This window comes from Parasphingorhabdus sp., from assembly GCF_059726685.1.
On record NZ_AP041068.1, the window covers coordinates 1,261,379 to 1,285,563 of the forward strand.

Annotated in this window: 18 protein-coding genes; 11 read left to right on the top strand and 7 right to left on the bottom strand. The window is 54.7% G+C overall.

From position 1 onward, the window contains the following. Positions 1 to 63: 63 nt before the first annotated feature. Both AC6I9Z_RS06295 and AC6I9Z_RS06300 read left to right on the top strand, forming a co-directional pair. Positions 64 to 1,332, top strand: a complete 1,269-nt coding sequence (locus AC6I9Z_RS06295) for a NupC/NupG family nucleoside CNT transporter (protein ID WP_461454400.1) — start codon at positions 64 to 66, stop codon at positions 1,330 to 1,332. 12 nt (positions 1,333 to 1,344) lie between these two features. Then, positions 1,345 to 1,950, top strand: a complete 606-nt coding sequence (locus tag AC6I9Z_RS06300; RefSeq protein ID WP_461454402.1) for a CDP-alcohol phosphatidyltransferase family protein — start codon at positions 1,345 to 1,347, stop codon at positions 1,948 to 1,950. A 2-nt stretch (positions 1,951 to 1,952) separates the two neighbouring features. On the opposite strand, the gene AC6I9Z_RS06305 is transcribed toward AC6I9Z_RS06300, so the two are convergent. Then, the gene (locus AC6I9Z_RS06305) at positions 1,953 to 4,106 is read right to left on the bottom strand and encodes a dihydrolipoyl dehydrogenase family protein (protein ID WP_461454404.1); all 2,154 of its coding nucleotides are present in this window, start codon (positions 4,104 to 4,106) and stop codon (positions 1,953 to 1,955) included. 291 nt (positions 4,107 to 4,397) lie between these two features. Between AC6I9Z_RS06305 and AC6I9Z_RS06310 the strand changes: the two genes are divergently transcribed. From AC6I9Z_RS06310 to AC6I9Z_RS06325, 4 genes are all read left to right on the top strand, one after another. After that, a complete protein-coding gene (locus tag AC6I9Z_RS06310) occupies positions 4,398 to 4,904 on the top strand; it encodes a hypothetical protein (protein ID WP_461454406.1) in 507 nt (168 codons plus the stop codon). A 90-nt stretch (positions 4,905 to 4,994) separates the two neighbouring features. Further along, the gene (locus AC6I9Z_RS06315) at positions 4,995 to 5,366 is read left to right on the top strand and encodes a hypothetical protein (RefSeq protein WP_109355295.1); all 372 of its coding nucleotides are present in this window, start codon (positions 4,995 to 4,997) and stop codon (positions 5,364 to 5,366) included. 14 nt (positions 5,367 to 5,380) lie between these two features. Next, positions 5,381 to 6,187, top strand: a complete 807-nt coding sequence (locus AC6I9Z_RS06320) for a C39 family peptidase (RefSeq protein WP_461454409.1) — start codon at positions 5,381 to 5,383, stop codon at positions 6,185 to 6,187. 10 nt (positions 6,188 to 6,197) lie between these two features. Next, the gene (locus AC6I9Z_RS06325; protein WP_461454411.1) at positions 6,198 to 6,791 is read left to right on the top strand and encodes a hypothetical protein; all 594 of its coding nucleotides are present in this window, start codon (positions 6,198 to 6,200) and stop codon (positions 6,789 to 6,791) included. 397 nt (positions 6,792 to 7,188) lie between these two features. On the opposite strand, the gene AC6I9Z_RS06330 is transcribed toward AC6I9Z_RS06325, so the two are convergent. Both AC6I9Z_RS06330 and AC6I9Z_RS06335 read right to left on the bottom strand, forming a co-directional pair. Further along, complete coding sequence (locus tag AC6I9Z_RS06330) at positions 7,189 to 8,751, bottom strand: transporter (RefSeq protein WP_461454413.1); 1,563 nt, start codon at positions 8,749 to 8,751, stop codon at positions 7,189 to 7,191. A 35-nt stretch (positions 8,752 to 8,786) separates the two neighbouring features. After that, complete coding sequence (locus tag AC6I9Z_RS06335; protein ID WP_461454415.1) at positions 8,787 to 9,503, bottom strand: helix-turn-helix domain-containing protein; 717 nt, start codon at positions 9,501 to 9,503, stop codon at positions 8,787 to 8,789. Positions 9,504 to 10,058: 555 nt separating this feature from the next. Between AC6I9Z_RS06335 and AC6I9Z_RS06340 the strand changes: the two genes are divergently transcribed. The 3 genes from AC6I9Z_RS06340 (at position 10,059) to AC6I9Z_RS06350 (ending at position 14,779) form a co-directional block, all read left to right on the top strand. Then, positions 10,059 to 10,334, top strand: a complete 276-nt coding sequence (locus AC6I9Z_RS06340) for a LuxR C-terminal-related transcriptional regulator (protein ID WP_461454417.1) — start codon at positions 10,059 to 10,061, stop codon at positions 10,332 to 10,334. 101 nt (positions 10,335 to 10,435) lie between these two features. Further along, positions 10,436 to 13,564 (top strand): glycoside hydrolase family 2 TIM barrel-domain containing protein, encoded by a 3,129-nt coding sequence (locus AC6I9Z_RS06345; protein ID WP_461454419.1) that lies wholly within the window; start codon positions 10,436 to 10,438, stop codon positions 13,562 to 13,564. Between the two features lie 30 nt (positions 13,565 to 13,594). After that, positions 13,595 to 14,779 carry a serine hydrolase domain-containing protein gene (locus AC6I9Z_RS06350; protein WP_461454421.1) on the top strand — a complete coding sequence of 395 codons (1,185 nt, stop codon included), beginning with the start codon at positions 13,595 to 13,597 and terminating at the stop codon, positions 14,777 to 14,779. Positions 14,780 to 14,781: 2 nt separating this feature from the next. On the opposite strand, the gene AC6I9Z_RS06355 is transcribed toward AC6I9Z_RS06350, so the two are convergent. After that, entirely contained in the window at positions 14,782 to 15,234 is a 453-nt protein-coding gene (locus tag AC6I9Z_RS06355; RefSeq protein WP_461454423.1) for an Lrp/AsnC family transcriptional regulator, read from the bottom strand. Between the two features lie 99 nt (positions 15,235 to 15,333). Between AC6I9Z_RS06355 and AC6I9Z_RS06360 the strand changes: the two genes are divergently transcribed. Further along, entirely contained in the window at positions 15,334 to 16,503 is a 1,170-nt protein-coding gene (locus AC6I9Z_RS06360; protein WP_461454425.1) for a PrnB family protein, read from the top strand. Here AC6I9Z_RS06360 and AC6I9Z_RS06365 read toward each other — a convergent pair. Further along, complete coding sequence (locus AC6I9Z_RS06365) at positions 16,500 to 17,261, bottom strand: NRDE family protein (RefSeq protein ID WP_461454427.1); 762 nt, start codon at positions 17,259 to 17,261, stop codon at positions 16,500 to 16,502. The two genes, AC6I9Z_RS06360 and AC6I9Z_RS06365, sit on opposite strands and share 4 nt — an antisense overlap. A 197-nt stretch (positions 17,262 to 17,458) precedes the next feature. Here AC6I9Z_RS06365 and AC6I9Z_RS06370 point away from each other — a divergent pair, with 197 nt between their 5' ends. Beyond that, on the top strand, positions 17,459 to 19,483 hold the full coding sequence (locus AC6I9Z_RS06370) for an oxidoreductase (RefSeq protein WP_461454429.1): 2,025 nt from the start codon (positions 17,459 to 17,461) through the stop codon (positions 19,481 to 19,483). A gap of 26 nt (positions 19,484 to 19,509) precedes the next feature. Here AC6I9Z_RS06370 and AC6I9Z_RS06375 read toward each other — a convergent pair whose 3' ends face one another. Continuing rightward, a complete protein-coding gene (locus AC6I9Z_RS06375) occupies positions 19,510 to 22,164 on the bottom strand; it encodes a DUF2339 domain-containing protein (RefSeq protein ID WP_461454431.1) in 2,655 nt (884 codons plus the stop codon). Further along, positions 22,165 to 24,120, bottom strand: a complete 1,956-nt coding sequence (locus tag AC6I9Z_RS06380; protein WP_461454433.1) for a S9 family peptidase — start codon at positions 24,118 to 24,120, stop codon at positions 22,165 to 22,167. It lies immediately after the preceding gene. Positions 24,121 to 24,185 lie beyond the last annotated feature (65 nt).

Genomic DNA, 24,185 nt, shown 5'->3' on the forward strand with positions numbered 1-24,185 from the left:
TGGCGATGTGATAAATTTCCGCCATGGTGACGCACTATTGCTTCGTCACGGGAAATTTAGTCATTGCTTGATATAGTGAGCCAGTTTCAGGGCTTGATCGGGATTGCCTTCATCCTGACGCTTGCCTGGGCATTGTCGGAGAATCGTGACGACAGGCCAAGCTGGCGCTGGATTGCCGGAGCCATTGCGGTTCAGTTCATTCTTGCCGTCTCAATTGTCCGTATCCCGTTTATCTGGGATATTATAAGCCTTGCCAATCAAGGGGTGCAGGCGATTGAACACGCGACCCTGGCCGGTTCCAGCTATATGTTTGGCTATGTTGGCGGTGCGGAATTGCCTTTTGTGCTCAAGGAAGGCGCGGCCCCGCCTTTGATCATTGCTTTTCAGATATTGCCGCTTGTGATTGTTTTCTCGGCGCTAGCGGCTTTGCTATGGCATTGGCGGGTTTTGCAGATGATTGTCAGAGGTCTGTCCTGGGCCTTGCAAAAAACACTGGGCGTCAGCGGTGTTGTCGGTCTGAGCGGCGGCGCCAATATCTTCCTCGGCGTCGTGGAATCGCCGCTGGTGGTGCGCGCCTATTTTGAAAAGATGAGCCGGGCCGAGTTGTTCGCGATCATGGTGCTGGCCATGTCGACCATTTCCGGTGCGATACTGGTGCTCTATGCGACCACGCTGGAAAAGACGGTGCCGAATGCGGTGGGGCATATGATCTCGGCTTCGCTAATATCTCTGCCAGCAGCCATTCTGCTCGCAAGGCTGATGGTGCCGGGGCTGTCGGATACCAAGGTAAACCGCGAAGAACCGGGCCTGAAATATGAGGGCAGCTTTGACGCGATCATTAAGGGCACGATGGACGGCGTGCAGCTGTTCCTGGCCGTGATTGCGGTGATCATCGTGATCTTCGCCTTTGTTGCGTTGATTGACCAGATATTGTCGGTCCTGCCTTTGATTGGCGGCGAGGCGTTGACGCTCAAACGCATATTCGGGTGGATATTCGCGCCGTTAATGTGGATGATCGGGGTGCCGTGGGAGGAGGCCGCAGCGGCGGGATCGTTGATGGGGACCAAAGCGATACTCAATGAATATGTCGCCTATCTGGAGCTGGCGGCGCTGCCCATCGATACATTTAGCGCGAAGGGGCAATTGATCGTCACCTATGCGCTATGCGGTGTGGCAAATCTCGCCAGTGTCGGCCTGATCATCTCGACCATAGGTACGCTATGCCCGGAGCGCCGCGGCGAAGTCGCGGGACTGGGTATGAAAAGCTGGTTCGCCGGCAATTGTGCGACCGCGATGACCGGCGCGGTAATTGGAATTATCACATGGAGTTGAGGGCTTTTCGCAATGTTTGACGCAAAGATCCGGCCACTGATCGATCCGCCGCTCAATGCGGTTGGTCGAGGCCTGGCGCGGATCGGCTTCACCGCCAACAGCATCACATTGCTGGGTCTCGGCTTCGGTCTGGGCGGGGCCTATGCCGTGTCACAGGAGCATTATGGCTGGGCGCTGGCGCTGGTCGTAGTCAGCCGAATATTGGACGGTCTTGATGGCGCTGTTGCAAGAGCAACGGAGAAGACAGCCTTTGGCGGCTATCTCGATATCGTCTGCGATTTCATCTTTTATGTTTCGATCCCGCTGGCGTTCGGGATCGCAGATCCTGCCAATTTGCTACCTGCATTGGCATTGGTCGCCGCGTTTACAATTACCGGGATCAGTTTCCTAGCCTTTGCGGTCACCGCCGCTGAGCAGGGGGCCGAAACCAGCGCCCATGGTGAGAAGAGCTTTTTCTACAGCACCGGAATTGCGGAAGGCGGCGAGACGATCGCCTTCTTCCTGATCATGTGTCTGTTGCCGATGCATTTTTCCACGCTGGCCTATGTTTTTGCCGGATTGTGTGTGGTGACGGTGCTCCAGCGCACGGTGCTGGCATGGCTTAGCTTTCGCAGCTGAGCCTAGCTCCGCGCCCAGTTGAAATAGCGTTCCAGCCATTTTAGTGCCCATTCCGGCTTGTGTTTCTTGCGCCATTCGCCCGCAGCAAATTTATTGGCCTCCGCCATGGTGGGATAGGTGTGGATTGTACCGAGAATCTTACCGAGGCCAAGGCCATGTTTCATCGCCAGCACATATTCGGTGAGCAGTTCACCGGCATTCTGACCCACTATGGTCACACCTAAAATCCTGTCCTTACCAGGCGGTGTCAGCACTTTGACAAAGCCTTCGGTCGCGCTTTCGGCAATGGCGCGGTCGAGATCATCAAGACCATATTTGGTGACCTCATATTCGATGCCCTCTTTTTCAGCCTCTTGCTCATTGAGGCCAACATGCGCGATTTCGGGATCGAGGAACGTCGTCCACGGAAGAAATTCATAACTTGGCTTGAACTTCTTATACCGCCCGAACAGCGCATTTACCGTGGCGAACCATGCCTGATGAGAGGCATTATGGGTCAGTTGATAGGGACCGGCAACATCGCCCGCGGCGTAAATATGCGGGAAAGTCGCCTGAAGATGGTCATTGGTGACCAGCGTCCGGTCGGTTTCTACGCCAAGCTCTTCAAGACCGAATCCTTCAAGCCGCGCCGCGCGGCCAACAGCGATGAGCAGGTCGTCAAAGGGCAGGGCCTGTTCGCCGCTATCATTCTCGACAATGATCATTTTGGTACCGTTCTGTACCTCTGTGCGTAGAGCCTTGTGATTGCAGAGCAACGTAACACCAGAGTCTTTCAGTGCCTTGGCTGCGATCTCGGAAACATCCTCATCCTCGATACCCATCACCCGATCGGCCATTTCGATCAGTGTGACATTGCTGCCGAGGCGCGCAAAGGACTGCGACAGTTCACAACCAATCGGGCCGCCGCCCAGAACCACCATTTTTTGCGGTACAGTATCGCGTTTGGCCATTTCCTCCCACAACGTATCGCTGGTCAGATATCCGGTCTCATCGAGGCCGGGCAGGGGTGGAACGAACGGTCGTGCACCAGTGGCGAGCACAATCGCCTTGCCGGTCAGCGTCTGGGTGCCGCCGTCATTGCGTTCAATCTCGACCGTCCAGGGATCGGTCAGCCTGGCATAGCCTTGCACCACATCCACGCCAAGGCCTTCAAACCGTTCGACGCTGTCATGCGGTTCAATGGTCTTGATGATGTCTTCGACCCGGGTAATCACATTTTTGAAATTAATGGTCGGCTTGGTGGCGGTCAGGCCATAGCGATCGGCATGCTGCATCTGCTCGGCAATTTTGGCACTCTTGATGAGCGCTTTTGAAGGCACACAGCCATAGTTCAGGCAGTCACCACCCATTTTGCCGGACTCGATGAGTGTGACCTTGGCATTGATCGTCGCAGCGATCAGTGAGGATACGAGCCCGCCGGAACCCGCGCCAATGACGATAAGGTTACGGTCAAATTTCTTCGGCCTGTTCCAGCCTTTGTAGATTTTCCGGTTGTTGATAAAGCCGATAATGCCTTTGGCGATCCAGGGGAATATCGCCAGCAGGACAAAGGAGCCGATGACCGAGAGGGAGAAGACCCCGCCAACAGAGTCGACTTGCGACAGCTGCGTACCCGCGTTCACATAGACGATCGTGCCAGCAAGCATGCCAATCTGGCTGGCGATAAAATATTTCCACACCCGCATTTTGGTGAGACCCATGAGCAGGTTCACGACAAAAAACGGAAAGGCCGGGACCAGCCTGATCGAGATCAGGTAGAAAACGCCGTCGCGCTTGATGCCTTCGTTGATGTTTTTGAGTCGCTGGCCGAATTTATTCTCGACCCAGTCGCCGAGCAGGTAGCGTGAGGTGAGGAAAGCAATGGTCGCACCGATGGTAGACGCAAAGGACACGACGATAGTACCGACGACAACGCCAAATAATGCACCGGCGGCCAGTGTCATCACCGCGGCACCAGGAATCGACAGGGCAGTGACGGCAACATAGATCAGGAAAAACACGCCGATGATGATGAGCGGATTGGCTCTGTACTGCGCATCAATCGCGTCTTGCTGTGACTTCAGGTTTTCTAGCGTGAGCTGCGAACCGAGGTCATAGTGAAAAAATGCAAAAATCGCCGCGACGATAACGGCCAGGACCAGTAATTTCTTCCACATGCGATTTTCCCCTAACCTTTGAACAGGACGCTTTTCATAGTTCCCCTTGGTTCGTTCCAAGGCCTTAACGGGTTACAGGAACGTCGTCGATCTCGTTTTTTGCTATAAAAGCGTTGGAATTTCAGCAAAAAACAGAAAATTATCCACCAATTGCCAAATCGCAACAAGCGAAAAAGCGAATCGGCCTAACAAGGGGATGTCGCATGAAGCGGCATATAACAGGGCCTCTTTACCCCCTTCCTTGTTCGTTCAGGGAAAGATGAGAAGCCTTAGACCCTAAGGAGAATACCGATGAAAATGACTAAAGTATTGGCGGCATCCGCTGCAGCAGCTGCTTTGGCCGTTGGCGGACCTGCCATGGCTCAGCTTAATCAAAATAACGATGTCACCGACACAGACAATGGTGCTGTCGTTGTGAACGATCTGCTTGATGTATATCTGGCAGCAGATGCCAGCACGACAAATACGCTGGACGACATCAACAGCAATAACAACAACAACAACGACCTTGTTATTGCTACGCAAACGCTGACGGCATACAACACCAACTCTCAGATGGATGAACTCATCGATCTTGATGGTGAAGATGGTACACCGGCTCCCGTCGGTTATAACAGCGGCGACAACTATGTTCGCGGCAGTGCCTTCGCAGCTTTTGCAGGTATCCTGAACCAATCATGGAATACCGGCGTAAACAACAACAACCAGGCTGCAACCAACATCGCGGCACAGGGCTCCATCAACTTCGGTGATGGCGCTGGTGAAGCAGCTGGCGGCGGTGCTGGCGGCGGCGATTAATCGCCCAAGCGACAAGGACGGGCCGGTTTCAGCCGATGGAGCCGGCCCCTCCATCCTCCACATCCGCATCCCCAATCGGGAGTAAAGACGATGAAAAAGCATTTTTGGCTTCTTATGACAGCCCCTCTGGCCATGACCGCCTCCCACGCGAGCGCTCAGGTAGCAGATCAGAATGCTGCGCCTCAGGCACCCGCGACTACCGAGCAGCAATCTGCATCCCCGCTAATGTCGTTGGAAGAGCTCGACGAGCTCCGTGGCGGCACACAAATAGCGATTAACGAACAGACCTTTAACTCGGACAATACCGGCAACACGATCAATGGCGATTTTACCGCCGGCGATGTCAATCTGTCGGACAATTCACTGTCCAGCTTTAACGGTCTTGGTAATATTGTGATCAACACCGGCGCACAGTCGGCACTCCAGGCAGGCCTGGCGGTGACGATCAACATTACCGATTGAGTAAGGTGTAGGCCATGACCCCCTCTTCCCCCATCCCAAATGGCCTATCCCACGCCTCTCCGCCCTTTAAGAACCGCTTGAAAGCCATCTTGAAGGGCGGACTGCTGGCCCTTGCCGGTACCTCCCTGTTTTGCAGTTCCATAGCCCAGGCCGAAGTCCGCTTGGGGCGGGAATCTATCGGCGGAGACTATTATGTCGGCGTGATGACCTGGTGGGATATCCCGTTCCGTTCGGTCATTCGCCAGAAATATGATTTCAGCTGCGGCTCCGCAGCGGTCGCGACGTTGCTGACCTATCACTATGATCGCCCCACCAGTGAACGCACCCCGTTTAAGGCAATGTGGGACCTAGGCGATAAGGAAGCGATTAAAGAGGTCGGTTTCTCGATGCTCGACATGCGCCGGTATCTGCAATCCATCGGTTATCGTGCCGAAGGCTTCAAGCTGACAATGGATCAGCTAGGCCAGGTAAAACGACCGGTTATCGTGTTGCTCGACCTTGACGGTTTCAAGCATTTCGTTGTGGTCAAGGGGCAAACAAAAGACCAGGTGCTGGTCGGTGATTCCGTGCTGGGTATCAGCAAATATTCGACCGAGGATTTTACCAAATACTGGAACGGCGTCGCGCTGGCGATTGTTGACGGGCCGATAAAAAGCCTGCCCAAATATAATCTTGCCGGTGACTGGAACCGCTGGTCCACTGCACCAACCGACCAGGTTTCGGCAACAGCCACGATCGGCAATCTAACCAACCACCTTCCCCCCCTGTACCAGATATCGCCAGAGCTATTGCTCGATGTGCGGGTTGGTACGATCAGATGAGAGACGAGTCATGACCTATAGACAGAAAGTTTTCGCCACGGTCGCCTGCATCGCGTCTTCTACCGCGATGCTATTGCCCCAAACCGCCAACGCTGAACCCGCAGCGGCGGTTGGTCTGCCCGCACTTGTTCCTGACGAAGATCTGGACAAGTTGCGTGGCGGGTTTGTGGTCAACGGGTTGGGCGTCAATTTCGGAGCTGATATACGCACATACGTCAATGGTGAGTTGCTGTTGCAAACCGTGCTGACCATGAATGACGATGGTGCGCACACCTCCCAGACAGCTGCGGCCGGGCTAAGCCCGGTTGATGTCTCGACACTGGAAAATGGCGTATTGTCAAATGGCAATATACGTATGAAAGTCGGCAACACACCCGTCTATCTGCTCAACAACGGCCAGACCGCGATTGCGCATGAGACCGCCAATGGCGTTCAGAACATGCTGATCAATACCGCCAGCGGCTTCGAAGCTGTCCAGGAAGTGGACGCCACCCTGTCTCTATCCGGATATGAGAGCTTCAATAGCGACCTTATGATGGATCGGATCGGCAACGCACTGAATGATGTTGTGGGGCAAGCCGGAATCGGGGCGCTTGGAAACTAAGGCCAAACCGAGGAGGATTGACCGGTTGCCAATCCAGCCGGTCCAGACTGAAAGCACCATGAACCATAGAGGGGGTTTGTGGTGCTTTTTTTGAAAACCAGCCTTTTGATCGACCAACATTTTCCGCCATCACGAAATTGACAGCCGCAATCCTAAGCCCCTCCACCGTGTTTATCCAACGAAGGAGCCGGGTGGAGTTCCAGCAAGACTTTCCTACATCGCCAAGTCCGGGTAACTTCCACTCGGTTCTTTCTCAACTTTATATAAGCGGCCTATAAAAGGGTGTGTGATCTGTGTGAACTTTGGCACAGATCACTCGGTCAGACAGGCCAAAGGAGCTTGCAAACATTGTAAACTTCGCCGGCAGCTCCGCTGGTACCCTCAAACCCTGGATGGTCTAAAAGCGAAAGGGTATCCGGGCGACGATACTGACATCCGGAGCATCTTCAGTCACACCGAACTGGAAACCCAGATTCAGCGACTGTTTTTGGCTAAGCCGATAGGACATTCCAAAATTGAGTGCCCCCACCTGAATGTCGTTGCTCTCCTGCAGCGTGTCGCCGAGCTGGCTCTTGGTAGAGAAAATATAGTTGTGGCGATAGCCTAGCGAAAAGGAAAAACGCGGGTTGAGCGCAAAACCAAAGCCAACGCTGGCGTTAATCGCGTCACCGGGATCGACCTTGCCGACAAATACATCGCCAACGACCCGGTCGATATTGCGTTCGATATTCCATAAATAACCGGTGCCCCCATAGATTACGACGGGATCAGAAGGCAGAAGGAAGCTGATACTAGGCTGAACGCCCCAAAAGCCCGACCCGGTGGCAAGTCCTGTTGCAACGCCAAATTCGTCAAACGGAATCTCGTAGGGACTGGTGCCTGTATCGGTTTTGACACGCAGGCCAGCGACCCAGATCGGATTCTGTGGTTTGGGCCGGTTGAGTTGATAGCGCAGCGAAATTTCCGCATCGCCTATGCCAGTTTCTTCCAGGCCGACTTCCCGTGTAATCTGCTCTTCACGTTGCTGGACGACCTGAATTCTGTCCTTGCGATAGAGCAGGGGGACGCGGCCCTCAATTTCCAGCCGGTTGGTCAAGCCATAGCGCATGGCAAAGGTTCCAATAACCGTATCGCGGTCCGCGTCGCTGGCTTCGATCGCCCCGATCTGGATGCCGGGAATAAGTTCGATGCCGCGGAAAACCAGTCGATTGGTTGACGAGCGTGTATATTCGATTGAGGGATCTAGCACGAATTGGCCGCGCGGTGTGAGCACGCCTTGGCCTTCCGGCACAGCCTCAACTTTTTGCTCGATATTATTGGCGGCTGGTGGTGCTTCGCCAACGGGGCCTTCCGGCATAGTCAGTTCGTCATCCGGGGTCGTCCCGATCTGTACCGCAGCCGTCTCTACCTGGCTTCGCTGAATGCCAGCGCCGCGCATTTGTGACAGGGCAAAAGGCGTTTCCACCGGCGCTGCTGCACGTACTAGCTGATTGTGCAACTCGAGTTGCTTGATCTTGTCATTTTGTGACTGGATGAGTGCATTCTGGCTCGCGATCAATTGCTTCTGCTCCGCCAACTCCGATTGGATGGCCTGCAAGGCAGCGGTGATATTTGTCGTGTCCTGTGCCATTTGTGCCTTCTTGGGGGCAGGTCGCGACTCCTGGGAAGCAGGCTGCGATTTTTGAGGAACTGGTTGGGGCTTTGCCTCGACAACCGCTAGTTTGACGGTTGGTTTCTCCGGCTCGGCGGCCTGTTGAACCGCGGGCGATTGAACTTCCCGTAGCCGCGCAATGATGCGGGCGGTTTCCGCTTCCGCTTCGGCGGCGGTCAGTCTCGGCTCCTGGCTTATGTGATTCGGCTCGGGGGTCTCGGAGGTCGCGGCCATTGCCGATCCTCCGGCAAAAGTGGCAACGGGAAAGGCGATAATAGCTTTAAAGGGGGTGAAGCGATTGCTGGTCATGATGTTTCTCCGGACATGCTTGCGCACGTCAAATTTTAAGCGGCGGACAACTCGCCGAGGCAAAGGTCAGCTGCGGGATGGATATCGGCTGCCGGTTCTGCGGTCAGGCTTTCCTGATACTCGCCGGCTAGGCGGCACAGCCCCGCATTATCTGTGATGATGACAGAATCCCGGCCATTGATCCTGATCAGACCGCGGCGCGCCAAGTCGGTAAAAGTCCGACTGACCGTATGAACCGTTAGGCCCAGAAAGTCGGCTATGTCGCTTCTCGACATCGGAACAAATATGTTGGGATCATCGTTGGCCTGTTGTTTCAGGCACAGCAGGAAGGCCGCCAGCTTTTCGGTTGCAGTCCGGTGACCCATTATGAACAGGTAACGCTGAGCGGTCGACATTGCGCGAAACAATATCGAAACAGCCTCGTCCAGTTGCGGTTTTGGCGTTGAATCCTGCGTGATATCTCCGACCCGGTAACAGCGCACAACAACATCGGTCACTGCCTCGGCTGCCGTTCCATAGGTGCCGTAATCGGCCCCGAAAACGTCACCGCTAAAGAAAAAACCGGTGAGATGCCGGTGGCCATCCATATGGAATCGGCATGTGCGAACGGTGCCCTGCACCACCTCGTACCAGCGGCTAGCTTTCTGTCCTTCGTCAAAGATTAATTGCCCTGCACGAAACCGTAAAGTGGTCGAGCGCAAGTTTGAATGAAGCCCCTGCATCATCGCGGGGGCGGATAGTAGCGATTGCATCCGTGCTGTCTCCTCTGGACCCTCAGCACGACCCTTTTCGTTTGTTCCGCACCCATATTCTTTAGAATATTGAGCACGGCCTCAGATGCGACCTTCTGTTGTTTTGTGGCGATTATGTACGGCAAAAGCACCGAATTGGTCTATCCAGCGATTCGCGTGTTTTGAATCCCAAGCGAATCTGCGTGCTGGTTTTTACTAGGTAATTTTACCTATGGAATTTCCATAACATGTAAATTACTGTAAATTCAAAGAGTTGGCATGGACGTTTTTGTCCTATCGCGATTCTATGGTATGAGAGTAAAAGATTAACCATCGCAGGACAGCAATGATCCAGCGATTCAAAATTTGCGACGATTTGTTGGGGAGGGAACCACCAACAGTCTAATTGGTCGGTCCTTTGAGACCGTACTATGTTGCGAGCACCGCTCAGCTGCAGCGACCGATATCGCTCGCGGTATGGCGGCCGAGACAAATGGGGGCATTTGTTAGTCGGCGAGCTTCACAGCTTGTTCGATATTATAGAAGGTATTCCTCGTGATGTTACAGCAAAAGAGTTTGACCAACGGTCCAGTGCTCACGCTGAGAGAGCATGAGATATTGGAGTTTATTGCGCAGGGGCTTTCGACCAAGGAAGTGGCGCAACATATCGATATTGCGCCGCGTACCGTGGATCGACATGTGGAGAATGTGCGGCTGAAGTTGAGAGCAAAAAACCGCACGCACATGGTGGCTTGTGCCGTGATGGAAGGTCTTTTGCAGGTCAAGGTGGACAGGGAAGAGCATTCCTCTCCCAGCGCGTTCCCGCAGATGGGTATGCCAGAACATGATTAAGGTCTTTTTGAAAGACATAATCGTCTGATCGCATGACGCTCTTCAAATTTTTCCCAAATTCAGAATTGTTGTTTCCCCCTGCCGTACTGTAGGCAGGTGTCATGCGTTTGGATATTAAAGATATATTGCAACCCGAGCTGACGGATATCAACCGTTTGCCGCCGCGGGCGTCCTATACGCCCTTCACTACCGGTGAAGAGGCACTTCAGCAGAATTCGCCGTCTTCTTTATGCCGTTCACTGGACGGAGAATGGGAATTCCTGTTGGCTGACCGGCCCGGTGGTGCGCCTGCAGGATGGGAAGGTCCGTCCCATGATACCGGCGGCTGGCGCTCCATCGTGGTGCCGGGCAGCTGGACGTGCCAGGGTACCAGCGATCTGCCGCAATATACCAATGTACAGATGCCTTTTTCCTGCAAAGCCGCACCTGAAATACCGGATGAGAACCCGACGGGCCTCTATCGTACGTCCTTTGATTTGCCTGCTGATTGGAAAAACCGGAAAACAATCCTGCATGTCGGGGGTTTTGAAAGTGTCGCCTTGCTCTGGTGCAATGGTAAATTTGTCGGAATGGGTAAGGATTCCCGGTTGCCGAGCGAGTTTGATCTGTCACCTCATCTGGTCGAAGGGGCCAATCTTGTCGCGATCATGGTGATCAAATGGTCCGATGCTACATGGATCGAAGATCAGGACCATTGGTATCATGGCGGGCTTCATCGCTCCGTATATCTCGAATCGCGCGGCGCTACCCATATTGCCGATCTGAGCGTGACCGCTGATTTTGATTCTGAAACGGGCTCCGGCAAGTTGCACCATATAGTCAAAATCGATGGTGCGTCCGCAGGATGGAAAGTGCGCGGCCAGCTATTGGGGCCAGATGACAATCTGATTGCCAAACTAGACGATAGTCCGGTGATCCAGTTTCCCGATGGCAGTGTGTTCGAGCAATATACCGCCGCCTATAGTTTTGTTGATAACCGGGGGGAACTGAACGCGGAAATAGAGGATGTCCAGCCTTGGTCATCGGAAACGCCCGTGCTGTACAAGTTGGTGACCGAACTGGTCGATGATAAAGGCAATGTAACCGAAGCCAACGTTACATCCGTCGGCTTTCGCAGGATCGAGGTCAGGGATCGCCAGCTCCTGATCAATGGCAAACCGATAGTCATCATTGGCGTTAACCGGCATGATCATCATCCTGAGACAGGTAAGACATCGACCGTTGAGGAGATGCGGGAAGAACTGCTGTTGATGCGTCGGCATAACATCAATGCCATCCGCACGGCTCATTATCCCAATGATCACCGCTTGCTTGATCTGTGCGATGAGCTGGGATTCTATGTCATTGATGAAGCCAACGTGGAATGCCACGCCCGCTGGCAGGGGGTATCCAACGACCTGCGATACCAAAAAACGATTGTCGAACGAGTGATGCGAATGGTCTACCGGGACCGCAACCACGCAAGCGTCATTGGTTGGTCTTTGGGCAATGAATCCGGTCTTGGTCCAGCACATGATGCGGCCGCTGCCATGGTCCGGCGGATCGATGACACGCGCTTTCTGCACTACGAAGGCGCGATATTCCATCGGTTCCAGACCCTTATGGGGGATCCAACAGAAAGCTCTCGCAATGCGCCCGATATGCGCGAACGGATGACCACCGATTTGATTTGCCCAATGTATCCTTCCATCGACTTCATTGTTGGTTGGGCACGCTGGGCAGAGGAAACCAAACTAGATGACCGGCCGATGATCCTGTGCGAGTTTTCTCATGCCATGGGTAACTCCAACGGTTCCATTGCGGATTATGTCGATGCCTTTTTTGCCGAACCAGCGCTCGGAGGCGGCTTTGTATGGGAGTGGCGGGATCACGGGTTTGCGATGGCCGATGATGAGGGCCGGTTCTTCTGGGCCTATGGTGGGCATTTTGGCGATGACCCCAATGATGTGAATTTCTGTTGCGACGGTCTGGTTGGCCCGGATTTGACGCCGCATCCCGGACTGCGCGAATATCAATGGGCTGCGCGACCGGTCTGCGGGGAATGGATCGGGCCGGGGGAGGTGCGCTTCACCAATCGTCGGGCTTTTACGGGAACGGATGACCTTGAATTGACATGGACACTCCAGAAAAACGGGGTGGCAGTGGAAAGTGGCACGCTTCGACCCGATATTCCGGCGGGGCAAAGCGCGGTGTTGGCTATTGATCACGGTGCACCAACTGACAACGATGCTGAATGGCATTTGCTGACACAGTGGGCTTTGCGAAGAGCGACGCCCTGGGCGAAAGCAGGTCATATGGTCGGATGGGACCAGTTTGACCTGACCGCGAAACAGCATTCGCCTGCACCTGCGGAACAGGACTTTCGCTTGGCAGGATCACAACCGGTGACAGGCAATATTTCGGTCGGGCCGGTCAAGCTGGGTTTTGATGAAGAAGGTCAGATCGCATCGGTGGATGTGAATGGCCGGCGGATTGTTGATGGCAATATCACCGCCACACTCTGGCGTGCACCGATGGACAATGACGGCGGCAAGATCGGCTGGCGTGAGGAACGCCCCAGCAAACGGATGGAATGGGTGAACCATGGTCTGGACAAGCTCAAGATCAAGGCTTCTCCGGCACAATTTGTCGAACAGGACGGAAGAGCGTTGCTCGATTTCGAACGATCTTTGATGGGCGCTAACGGGGAGCAGGCGGCGCACAGATCACGCTGGACACTGGACGCCAATGGTGCACGGGTTGATGAAGAAATTATCGTACCGGAAGCGTGGATTGATCTGCCCAGGGTTGGCATCCGGTTTACGGTTCCGGCGGGGTTGGACGAACTGGCATGGCTCGGTCTGGGTCCGGACGAGTCCTATCCTGATCGTATAGGTGCCCAAACCGTTGGTCTCTGGACTTCAACGGTGACAGATCAGTATCATCCCTATGTTCTGCCACAGGAGCATGGCGCGCATGAACAGACCCGGTCGTTCACCCTGAAAGACCAAGCAGAACAGGGTTTTGAAATTGGGCTGCCTAATCTCAGTTTTTCGGCCCGACACCACCATGATGCGGATATCAGCAAGGCGACGACGATTGCCGATGTGGTCCGGCGAAACAGTGTAGAAGTGCATATCAGTGCGGCCATGCGCGGGGTTGGCACAGGCGCCTGCGGGCCTGATGCCTTGCCAGCTTATCGTGTTGGCCCGGGTAAATATATCTTTCACTGGTTTATCAGACCGCTTTGACATTTTTTCGATTTCAGGAGCCTTTTTCACATGACAGCAAATATTGACGGTACGACCTCAGCGAAATTCGCGAGTATCAAAGATGAATTTGCCCGTAATTTTGCTGAGCGCGGAGAGGTTGGTGCATCCGTCTGTATCAGTGTGAACGGCGAAACGGTCGTTGACCTTTGGGGCGGCATTGCTGATCCGGCGACCGATACACCCTGGGAACGGGATACGATTTCGATTGTTTTTTCCTGTACCAAGGCTGCGACAGCGTTATGCGCGCACATCCTGGTGGACCGCGGTCTGCTGAAATTGCACGCGCCGGTATCGGAATATTGGCCGGAATTTGCCAAAAACGGTAAAGAGACAACAACCGTGCAGATGATGCTCAATCACGAAAGCGCGGTCCCGGCCTTTCGCGACCCGGTGAAGCCGGGCGGCTTTCTGGACTGGGACTATATGATCAAACGCCTTGAAGATGAGGAGGCGTTCTGGGAGCCTGGCACCCGCAACGGCTATCATATGGTCAATTTCGGCTGGACGGTTGGTGAGCTTGTCCGCCGCGTGTCGGGTAAGTCTCTGGGCCAGTTTTTTCAGGATGAAGTTGCAGAACCGCTTGGAGCAGACTTCTGGATCGGATTGCCTGAAGATGTGTCCCGGCCGATTGCGCCGATCATTGTGGCGACGCCCGATCCGAAGGCTGAGCTTAGCCCTTTCACGAAAAAGCTCCTGACCGATCCCAATTCCATTCAGGCTCTGTCATTTCTCAATAATGGCGGTTGGAACCAGAATGACCCGGTGGCGCACAAGGCCGAAATTGGTGGGGCCGGCGGCCTTGCCAACGCGCGCGGTCAGGTGGCGATGTATGAGCCATTAGCGTTGGGCGGATCGCATAAGGGCGTCACGCTGGTGTCGCCGGAGCGTCTAACATCGATGGCGCAGGTCTCCACGGCAACACAGGTCGATGCCACCCTACTTGCGCCGACCCGCTTTGCGTCGGGTTTCATGAAGTCGATGGACAACCGCGCCTATCCGGGCGGTGATCAGATGTCGGCTGTCCTGGGCAATGCTGCCTTTGGCCATGTTGGTGCCGGTGGTTCGATCGGCTTTGCCGACCCGGACTACGGTCTGGCGTTCAGCTATACGATGAACCAGATGGGCATGGGCTTGCTGCTCAACGATCGGGGCCAAAGCTTGATTGATGAAACCTACAGGCTTTTGCGCACTTAAGCCTAGGCACGTTTGTCTGTCGGGGAACCCAGGCAGATATGCGAGGTAATACTGCTCACCTGCGGCAGCGTTCCCAGCACGTCGGCGTGAAAGGCCTTGTAAGCGGCCAGGTCCGACACCTCGACACGCAACAGATATTCAACGGATCCGGTAATATTGTGGCACTCTCGGACCTCCGAAGCCTTGGCGACCGCTCGCTCGAAAGCCTGCGCATCTTTCTTTAAATGTTCGGACAGCCCGACCATCACAAAAATCGTTATGGCGGCACCACGAACGACAGGATCAATAACCGCGCGATAGCCCTTGATCAGACCGGTGCGTTCCAATTCCTGCACCCGCCGCAAACAGGCGGATGCGGATAGGCCCACTTTTCGAGCCAGGTCAGTATTGCTGATTCGTCCGTCTCGCTCCAGCTGGTGCAATATATTGCGACTAATGGCATCCAAATCCGTCATATGTTGCATATGATGGAATTTTGGTGGTCATAAGGCAAGCACATTGCGGCTTTAATAAGATAATATTGTGCATTCTAATTTTTCTACACGGAGTACAGGATGGCCGCCTTCGATCTTGCCAATTATGATGTGACCGCAGAGCGCGGTTTTCTCTCTTCGTTCAACCCGGACAAGGTCACGCTGCCATCAGAACTGCTCCCGGTGCGGGATGCCGCCATGGGCTTGCCGCGCACTCTTGTTTCCGGTGAGCCGCGCCGGCATATCGAAGCGCTGCCTTCCCTTGATCTGACCGATTTTTGTGCCAACGCGACCCTGGCCGAGCGGCGCGTAGCGATGGTCCATTATTCGTTTTTGGTGCAAGCCTATGTCTGGGGTGAACCAGGTGCACCGAAAAAGCTTCCCCAATGCCTGGCTCTGCCGATCTGGCAATTGGGTGCATCCATAGAGCAACAACCGCTGCTTACCTATTCCAGCTATGTGCTCGACAATTGGGGCCTAATTGATGAGGCAGGCCCGATTGATTTGGCCAACATCTACATGATCCAGCCGTTCCTGGGCGGTCAGGACGAAGCATGGTTTGTCCTGATCCATGTTGCGATTGAAGCAAGGGCGGGGGAGATGCTGGCGTCCATTCCTGCGCTTGTCGAAGCTTGCCGGAGTGGAGATACCGACGCGCTGGAGAACGGACTATCGGCGATGTCCGCGGTGTGGGATGATATGAATGACATTTTCGGCCGTATGCCGGAACGCTGTGACCCCTATGTCTATTTCCACCGCGTGCGGCCTTGGATTCATGGCTGGAAGGATAATCCGGCTCTCGCAGGCGGATTGATTTACGAAGGCGTTGAGGAGACAGGCGGCAAACCGCAGGTGTTTCGTGGTCAAACCGGATCGCAATCGTCCATTGTCCCGTCCATGGATGCGTTTCTAGGCATTGATCATGCGGGTGACCCGTTGCGCGAATATCTTGATCAACTTCATATTTACCGGCCACCCGAGCATCGCCAGTTTATCGATGATATTCGCGCGAACAGCGTTCTGCGATCTTTCGTCCAGTCAGCCGGTTCACCGATATTGAACCAACTTTATAACGATTGCGTGCAAAATCTGACCCGTTTCCGGACGCGGCATCTGGAATATGCGGCAAGCTATATCAACAAACAGTCCAAAGGCGGCGCTGGCAATACGTCAGATGTCGGAACAGGCGGGACGCCTTTCATGAAATATCTGAAAAAGCATCGGGATGAGGCATCTGCCCATATGCTTTAGACGGGCCAGGAAAAGGTAAGGTTGGTTTCACCTGTCGATTGAGCCGAAGGGGAATAACGTCGCTCGATAATTATTCCTGCGCCTTGATCATCAATGGCCATCACGGTGCTGCAACGGGTACCATAGACGGGATTGCAAATAAAAACGCCGGAATATTCTGGTTCCAGTGCCGATTGACCAACAGTATCCACTGGTCTTGCGGGAGGAAAGGTCGTCTGATCGGTGAGCGCATTCAGCAATATTGCCGGATCATCGGATCCCTTTTCCATCCAGTTTGCCAATACCTGGTTGAGGTGCCCGGACTTTGGCCAGGGTCTGTCCAGCGGACCATTGGACAATCCATGGATTCCCGGTGTGAGAAGCGCGCTTGTAGAACCCGGGCGGTTGGAATGTGCCAGCGCTTCTTCCCCATCAACAGTAATCAGATTGAACGGATTAAAATCGGAAAAATCTGTCCTGGAGAGGTCTGAATAGAGGCCATCACCAGACAAATAGTCCTTCAAAAGATCACCGCGCGATGCCAGATCGGCATCCGGTGTTCCATGTCCGCTAAGGTTGGTGACGACGGCGAAGCGGCCTTGCTCGGACACACCAAGCCAGGTGCCACCGGCCTTTGTGTCCCGGCCAGCCAGTAAATGACGGGCGCCGTCCCACCGGGCCAGCGGTTCCGCGGGCCGGGCATGCATTTCATCCCGGTTGCCTATGGCGATGAGTTTCCAGCGCGGATGGGCTTGCCAGGCAAAAGCGACGATACACATTCATTCTCTATTGCCGAATGAAACAGGTTTGGCGATCAGATTCTGGTTGTCGGGAGGGCGGAAGAAATCGGCAAGTTGAACACCATGTCTGGCAAGCATAAGGGCATACGGCTGAAAAGAGGTATCGGCATCAGGGTTTGAAAGGCTAACAGATAGAATAATAGCGTGATCGCGAACTGGCGTTAAAAGGTGTGATTATGAAATATCCTCGACTGCTCGAGCCCCTCGATCTGGGCTTCACCACCATCAGAAACCGCTCGATCATGGGCTCTATGCACACTGGTCTTGAAGAAATGGATGGCGGTTTTGAACGCATGGCCGCCTATTTCGCTGAACGTGCGGCGAATAATATCGGCATGATCATTACTGGCGGGATTGCTCCCAACGAAGAATCATCCAGCGGCGGCGCAATGATGTCCAGCGACGAGGAAGCGGAAAAGCACCGATTGGTGACGGACGCGGTTCACCAGGCCGATCCAGATGTGAAAATCTGCATGCAGATTCTTCACCCCGGGCCGCTGGCTTATAGCAAGAACGCGGTAGCGCCATCAGCGGTGAAATCGCGGATTGCTCCCTTTGTTCCGAACGAGCTCGACAAGGCCGGTATCCAGAAGCAAATTAATGACCACGTGCAATGTGCCGTGATGGCCCAAAAGGCCGGCTATGACGGGGTCGAAATCATAGGGTCTGCCGGTTATCTGATTTCCACCTTTCTGGTGCAGAAAACCAATTTGCGTGAAGATGAATATGGCGGTTCTTATGAGAACAGGATGCGCTTCGCTTTGGAGATTGTGGAGCAGACTCGGGCCGCAGTTGGTGAAAACTTCATCCTCATTTTCCGTATCGCCGCCATGGATATGCTTGAAGGCGGAATGAGCTGGGAAGAGATTATTACCCTCGGCAAAGCGCTTGAAAAAGCGGGCGTGACGATCATCTCAACGCACTTCACCTGGCATGAAAGTGCAGTGCCTACTATTGCAACCATGGTGCCACGTGCGGCCTTTACATCGGTCACAGGCCGTTTGCGCAAAGAGGTCAACGTACCGGTCATTACATCCAACCGGATAAACATGCCGGATGTTGCCGAAGAAGTGCTTGCCCGCGGCGATGCCGATCTGGTGTCTATGGCGCGGCCATTTTTGGCGGATAGCGCGTTCATGCGCAAAGCGGTTGAAGGGCGCGAGGATGAAATCAACACCTGCATCGCCTGTAATCAGGCATGTCTGGACCATACATTCTCCGGTAAATTGACCACTTGCCTGGTCAATCCACGGGCCTGTCATGAGACAATCCTGAACTATGAGCCTGCAACGGAGGCAAAGCGCATCGCCGTTGTCGGTGCTGGCCCTGCGGGCCTGGCTTATGCCACTGTCGCTGCGGAACGCGGCCACAAGGTTTCATTGTTCGAGGCGTCTTCGGAAATTGGCGGCCAGTTTAATCTGGCAAAAACCATCCCCGGCAAAGAGGAATTCTACGAAACCCTGCGCTATTATAACCGGATGATCGAGGTCCATGACATCGATCTCAGGCTAAATACCAGAGCGGATGCAGAAACGCTGAAGTCAGAAGGCTTTGATCAGGTCATTGTCTCGACCGGTATCAAGCCGCGCACCCCCGATATTGAGGGTATTAATCATCCCAAGGTTGTCAGCTATATTGATGTGATAACCGGCAAGAAGCCGGTTGGGCAGAAGGTCGCAATTATCGGCGCTGGCGGGATTGGTTTCGATGTCTGTGAGCTGATCAGCCATGCCGGACCATCCGGAGCTGTGGACCGCGATGTGTTTGCAGCGGAATGGGGCGTTGATTTTGAAAACCATCCCCGCGGCGGTGTTACCGGTGTTGAACCGAAAGTTGCAAAATCGGATCGCGAAATTACCTTGCTGCAACGTAAAGAAAGCCGCGTTGGTGCAGGCCTGGGCAAAACCACCGGCTGGACACACCGCCTTACACTTGCGCGCCGGGGTGTCGGCATGATGAACGGTGTCGAATATGTGAAGATTGATGATGATGGCTTGCACATTCTGCAAAATGACCAGCCGCAGATTATCGAGGCCGACACCATCATTATTTGCGCCGGGCAGGACCCCTTGCGTGATCTTTACAATGATTTAGAGGCGCAAGGCCTGCGGGCTGAATTGATTGGCGGTGCCTATGAGGCGAAGGAACTGGATGCGAAGGCCGCGATCAACCAGGCCAGCTATATGGCAGCAGCTGTTTGAAGCGTTCCCGTTTTCTATAGCTCTGTTTAATCGGTTGCCTCTGCTGTATCCGCACGCATAACCTTGCCATAAATCCAGCCGATACCGATCAAGGCGATACCGAGGCCGAGGAAAGACAAGATACGCAAAATACCCTCAAGCTGAGCGGCGTCGATCAGGAATACCTTGAACGTCACCAAAGTCAGTAAGAGAAGCCCCGCGATCCGCAGCAAGGCATTGGTGGTCTGGATACCGCGCGCTAGCCACGCAATCGCAAGCACCAGCAGACCGGCACTATAGAGATAGGTCTCAGTTGAGGTGAAGGGCGGTGTAGCGATATCTGTACCATGGACGGCTTGGCGGACGGTGACCATCACTGCGGCAATGGCTGCCAGCAGGCTGGCAATTTCCAGAGGCCGGACCAACCGGGGCAAGGCAGCCGCGATTGTTTCTGTCCGCGCGTAAAGCCACAGCCATAAGGTCATAGCGACAAAGTGCAGAGTGCCCAGATTGGCTATCGGCGCCGGGCCCATGGCCTGTTTGACGTTGGTCGGGCTGAGTAGCAAAATATCGAAATAGACGAAGCGGGCGAGGGCCAGACCAGCCAGAGCAAGGCCCAATGATTTGAGCGGTGTCGCAAGCTTCTCGCCCCATGCCCGCCTGAGCAACAACCAGCCGCCTAGTGCCAGCAAATGTGTAAATACCCCGCGCTCGGCAAAACCATAGGCAACGAAATCCTCAATCGGCCCGATGGCCACCGGCTGTTTCAGCAGCAAATAGATAAAGCCGCTGGTGGCGATCAGGCCCATGCCGGCGATGATTTTAGAAAGCACCTTGCCGAAATTGTCGCGGAAGACATAAGCGATCGCGACAATTGCGATGGCCGGAACCAGCAGTTTGATGGCTGTCGAACCAACGCCCGGCAGATAGCGATAGAGATCCGTCTCGCCGACGAGTGATCCGAACAGAGCCTCCAGCAAACCCTCTGCATTGAACAGCATGATGAAACCACCAAGGCCGATCGCCAGAGCCGATTGCACGATAATTGACTTGCGCTGAGTAAATCCGGCCCAGGCAGCAAGACCGCCGGCCACCGCGATCGCGACTAGAGCGGCGAGGTTGTCTGGCGTCCATATCCAGAGGGCGATGGCGATCAGGATCGCGGAAACAGCACTGGCCGCCGGCTGCACAAACGGCTCGCTGGCAGCACGTATGCGCCAGGCCATGAGACCGGTGGTAAGAGCCGTAGCGACACAGATGCCGGCCCAGATATTTTCACTCCAATCAAAATCACCAAGCGCCGCAGTGATTAACAGCATTGCGGTAGGCGCTGAGAGGCCGATGAGCGACCACATCCAGCCACTTTTTTCGCGCAAGGCAAAAATATGGCCAGCGCCGCCGAACAGAACCGTCAGTCCTATCGCCGCGAACAATGTCATCTGATCTGCATATATATTGTAAAAGGCGGTTGCGACCATGGCCAGAGACAGGCCAAGCGCGCCGGCAACAGCCGGCGTCATCGCCTCATCACGCCAGGCGAGAGCGATCGCAAAAATGGCCAGAACGCCAAAGAACAGCCAGCTCATCAGAGAAAATTCGATCAACGGTGCCAGCAGCATCAGCTGCAACAGACCGACGCCGAGCGGTATCGCCTGCATAACAACTTTGGGAATGCCAAAGCTTGTTCCGGTGCGTGAGATGGTAAGTACGCCGCCAATGGCGAGGAGTACAATAAACGCGCCGACAAACGGCACATCACCGCTGAGGTCCATGAACAACAAGGCGGTTGTCCAGATAACACTGCCGCCCGTTGCCAGAAGCGCGAGCCAGGCCCAGCCGCGATGGATTGCGAGGCCGAAAAGGCCTGCGGTGAATACCCCGAGGTAGATGAGCAAAGGCGCGACTGATTCTGGACCAAGGCCAGCAACATAAGGTGCGGCAAAGCCGCCCAGCAGACCCATGATCGCCGTTGGCGGGCCGTGCCGCTGCGACAGCACGAAAGCTAATATGGTGACCGCTACGACGCCTCCGAGAGCAGTATAAAGGCCCAGCAACTGGTATAGTTCACTGGCCATGTAGAGCGTCGCGTAGAGTACAGCGATGCCCGCCCCTGCAATGCTGTGCCCGATGCGCGCATCATCGGTGAATATCTTGCCGAATTTGGGAATCTTGTAGCCAAATTCGCTTAGACCGATCAGCAGTAATCCGAACAAAGCGGCGGTGATACAGCGCGCTGTTGGTCCGAATAGCCCTGCCTCGATTGAAAAGCGGACCAGGAAGAAACCGGCGAAAATCAGCGCTATACCGCCAATCCAGATGGGAAGCTTGCCGCCAATCAGATCCTCAAATCGCTTCGCTGCGCTGGGTCGAAGTTGTTTCGGTTCCCCTTTGGCTGGCGTTGGTGGAGGAGAAGTTGGCTGATAAACGCGCCGGGATACCGGTTCTGGCGCTGGTGTGGCGACGCGCTCGGGCTTGACTGCCTCCTTGGCTGCGCGTTTCACCGGCTCGACTGGCTCTGGTTTTGGTTCCGGCTCGGCAGGTGCGGTGGGTTCTGTGGCAACGGCTTGGCTAGTTTCAACCGCAGTTTGATCCGCCCGGTCTTCGAGTATCGCTATCCGGTTGCGCAGCGAGGCAATGGTGCTGCGGGAATCGAATACCAGTACCATGAGGATAATAATTCCGACAAAGACCAGGAATTCCATTCACTTATCCCCGTTCAGCAGATATTTTTGCCAGAATAGAAGTGATGCCCAGAACTGGTAGTCTGCATTGGCTTTCTTGCGAAAACCATGACCTTCGTTTTTGGCAAGCAGATGCCAAGCGGGTCGGCCATTGGCGCGAACTGCCTCGACAATCTGGTCCGCTTCGCTGGCCGGCACGCGCGGGTCGTTGGCGCCGGTCACCACCATCAACGGGATATCAATTTCACTTGCGCGCCGCAGGGGACTGATTTCTTCCAGTTTGGCACGCTGTTCGGGTATACGTTCGTCGCCATATTCAACCCGGCGCAGGTCGCGGCGATAGGGCTGTGTATTTTCCAGGAAAGTGACGAAGTTGGATATGCCGACAATTTCCAGTCCGGCCTTTAACTTGTCGCCATAGCGGAGCATGGAGGCCAGAGTCATATAGCCGCCATAACTGCCGCCGGTGACCGCGATGCGGCGCTTGTTGATGCGCTTGTCCTTTCGCAAATGGGACAGGAAAGCACCGATATCCTTCACGCTGTCTTCCCGCCGGAACGGACCGTTGTCGAGGGCGACAAACCGTTTGCCGAAACCGGTGGACCCGCGCACATTGGGATAGAAGATTGCGATACCCAGCTCGTTGATCAGATAATTGTTCCGGCCTAGAAACCGCGGCGTGGCCTGTCCTTCCGGCCCGCCATGAATATTGATGATCAGCGGACGTCTGCCCTTATGCTTTTCGGGATCGGGCCTGTACAGAAAGCCGGACATTTTCTCGCCATCGAAACTGGTAATTTCCACCAGTTCCGGCGCGACGTTATTGGCGGCATCCAGTCCGCCGGTTTCGCTTCTTGTCCAGCGTGTGATGGCCAGTGTTTCGGGATTGAGGCTGTAACTGTCACTACCGGCCTGGTTGGCGTTAAGCGTGAAACCAAGCTCTCCCCATGGTGCGAATTTAATCCCGCCAATCACGCCGGCAGGTATATCGGTTACAGTACGAACCGCACCGCTTTGCGTATCATAGATTTTCAGGACGGAACGGCCTGCCTGGTTGACTTCATAGGCAATCCAGCGGCCATCTTTGCTGATATCAAAGTCGGAAATATCCCAGATTTTCTCGTCAATAACCGGTTCAAACATGGCTGTTTCCAGATTGACGGTACCGAGCCGCTGGACATCGCTGCCATCATCCGAGGCCGCCCAAAGGCGACCGTCCGGCGCAAATTGCAGACCGTTATAGGCAACCGGATTGCTGCTGTTGGTCAGCTTGCGCGATGTGCCATTGGCGATATCGATAAGATGAAGCTGGTTATCGGTGACCGATACATAGTTGAAGACCAGCAGATGCTTGTCATCGGGCGAAAAGTCGATCGGAAACCAGCCGCCACCGGAAGACGCGACCAGCATGATGGCACTATCGGGTTTTGCTGGATTCATAAGGTAGATGTCGTTATACAGGCCGGTGCGCTTGTTGGACCCGAATGCCAGCAAATTGCCTTTGCTGGACCAGGGGCCAAGACTGTTGCGGCTTTTTCCGTCGGTCAGCATTTTCGGAACGCCATCTTTCAGTGCAAAAATCTGGTTCACTTCATTGCCGCCAATGTCCTTTTGGAACAACAAGGCGGAGCCGTCAGGCGCATAACTGGCCGAACGCGCAGGCTCGTCGCCAAAGGTCAGTTGCTCACGCGCGCTGAGCGGCCTGGCTATTTTGTGTAGCTGGCTGGTATCGGCAAAACGGGTGCGCACCAGCATCGCTCTGGTCACGGGATCCCAATCGACAAAACGCGCGGTCCGGAACTCCATGTAGGGGCGGGTTTTTTCCACCACGGACATTGGAATGTCAGGTACCTGGTCGGCCACGAGTGCAGCCGGTTTGGGGGCGATGGCATCTGCAGGTTCTTCCGCTGCAAGTGCGGCTGGGGCAAAAATTTGCAATGATACAGCAACCAGCGCGCCGATAGATATAATGCGCATTCAGCGCTTCTCCCTGCTGAGTTTAGTTTATGCTTATGGACTAACAGCATAAAAAGCAATTAGGG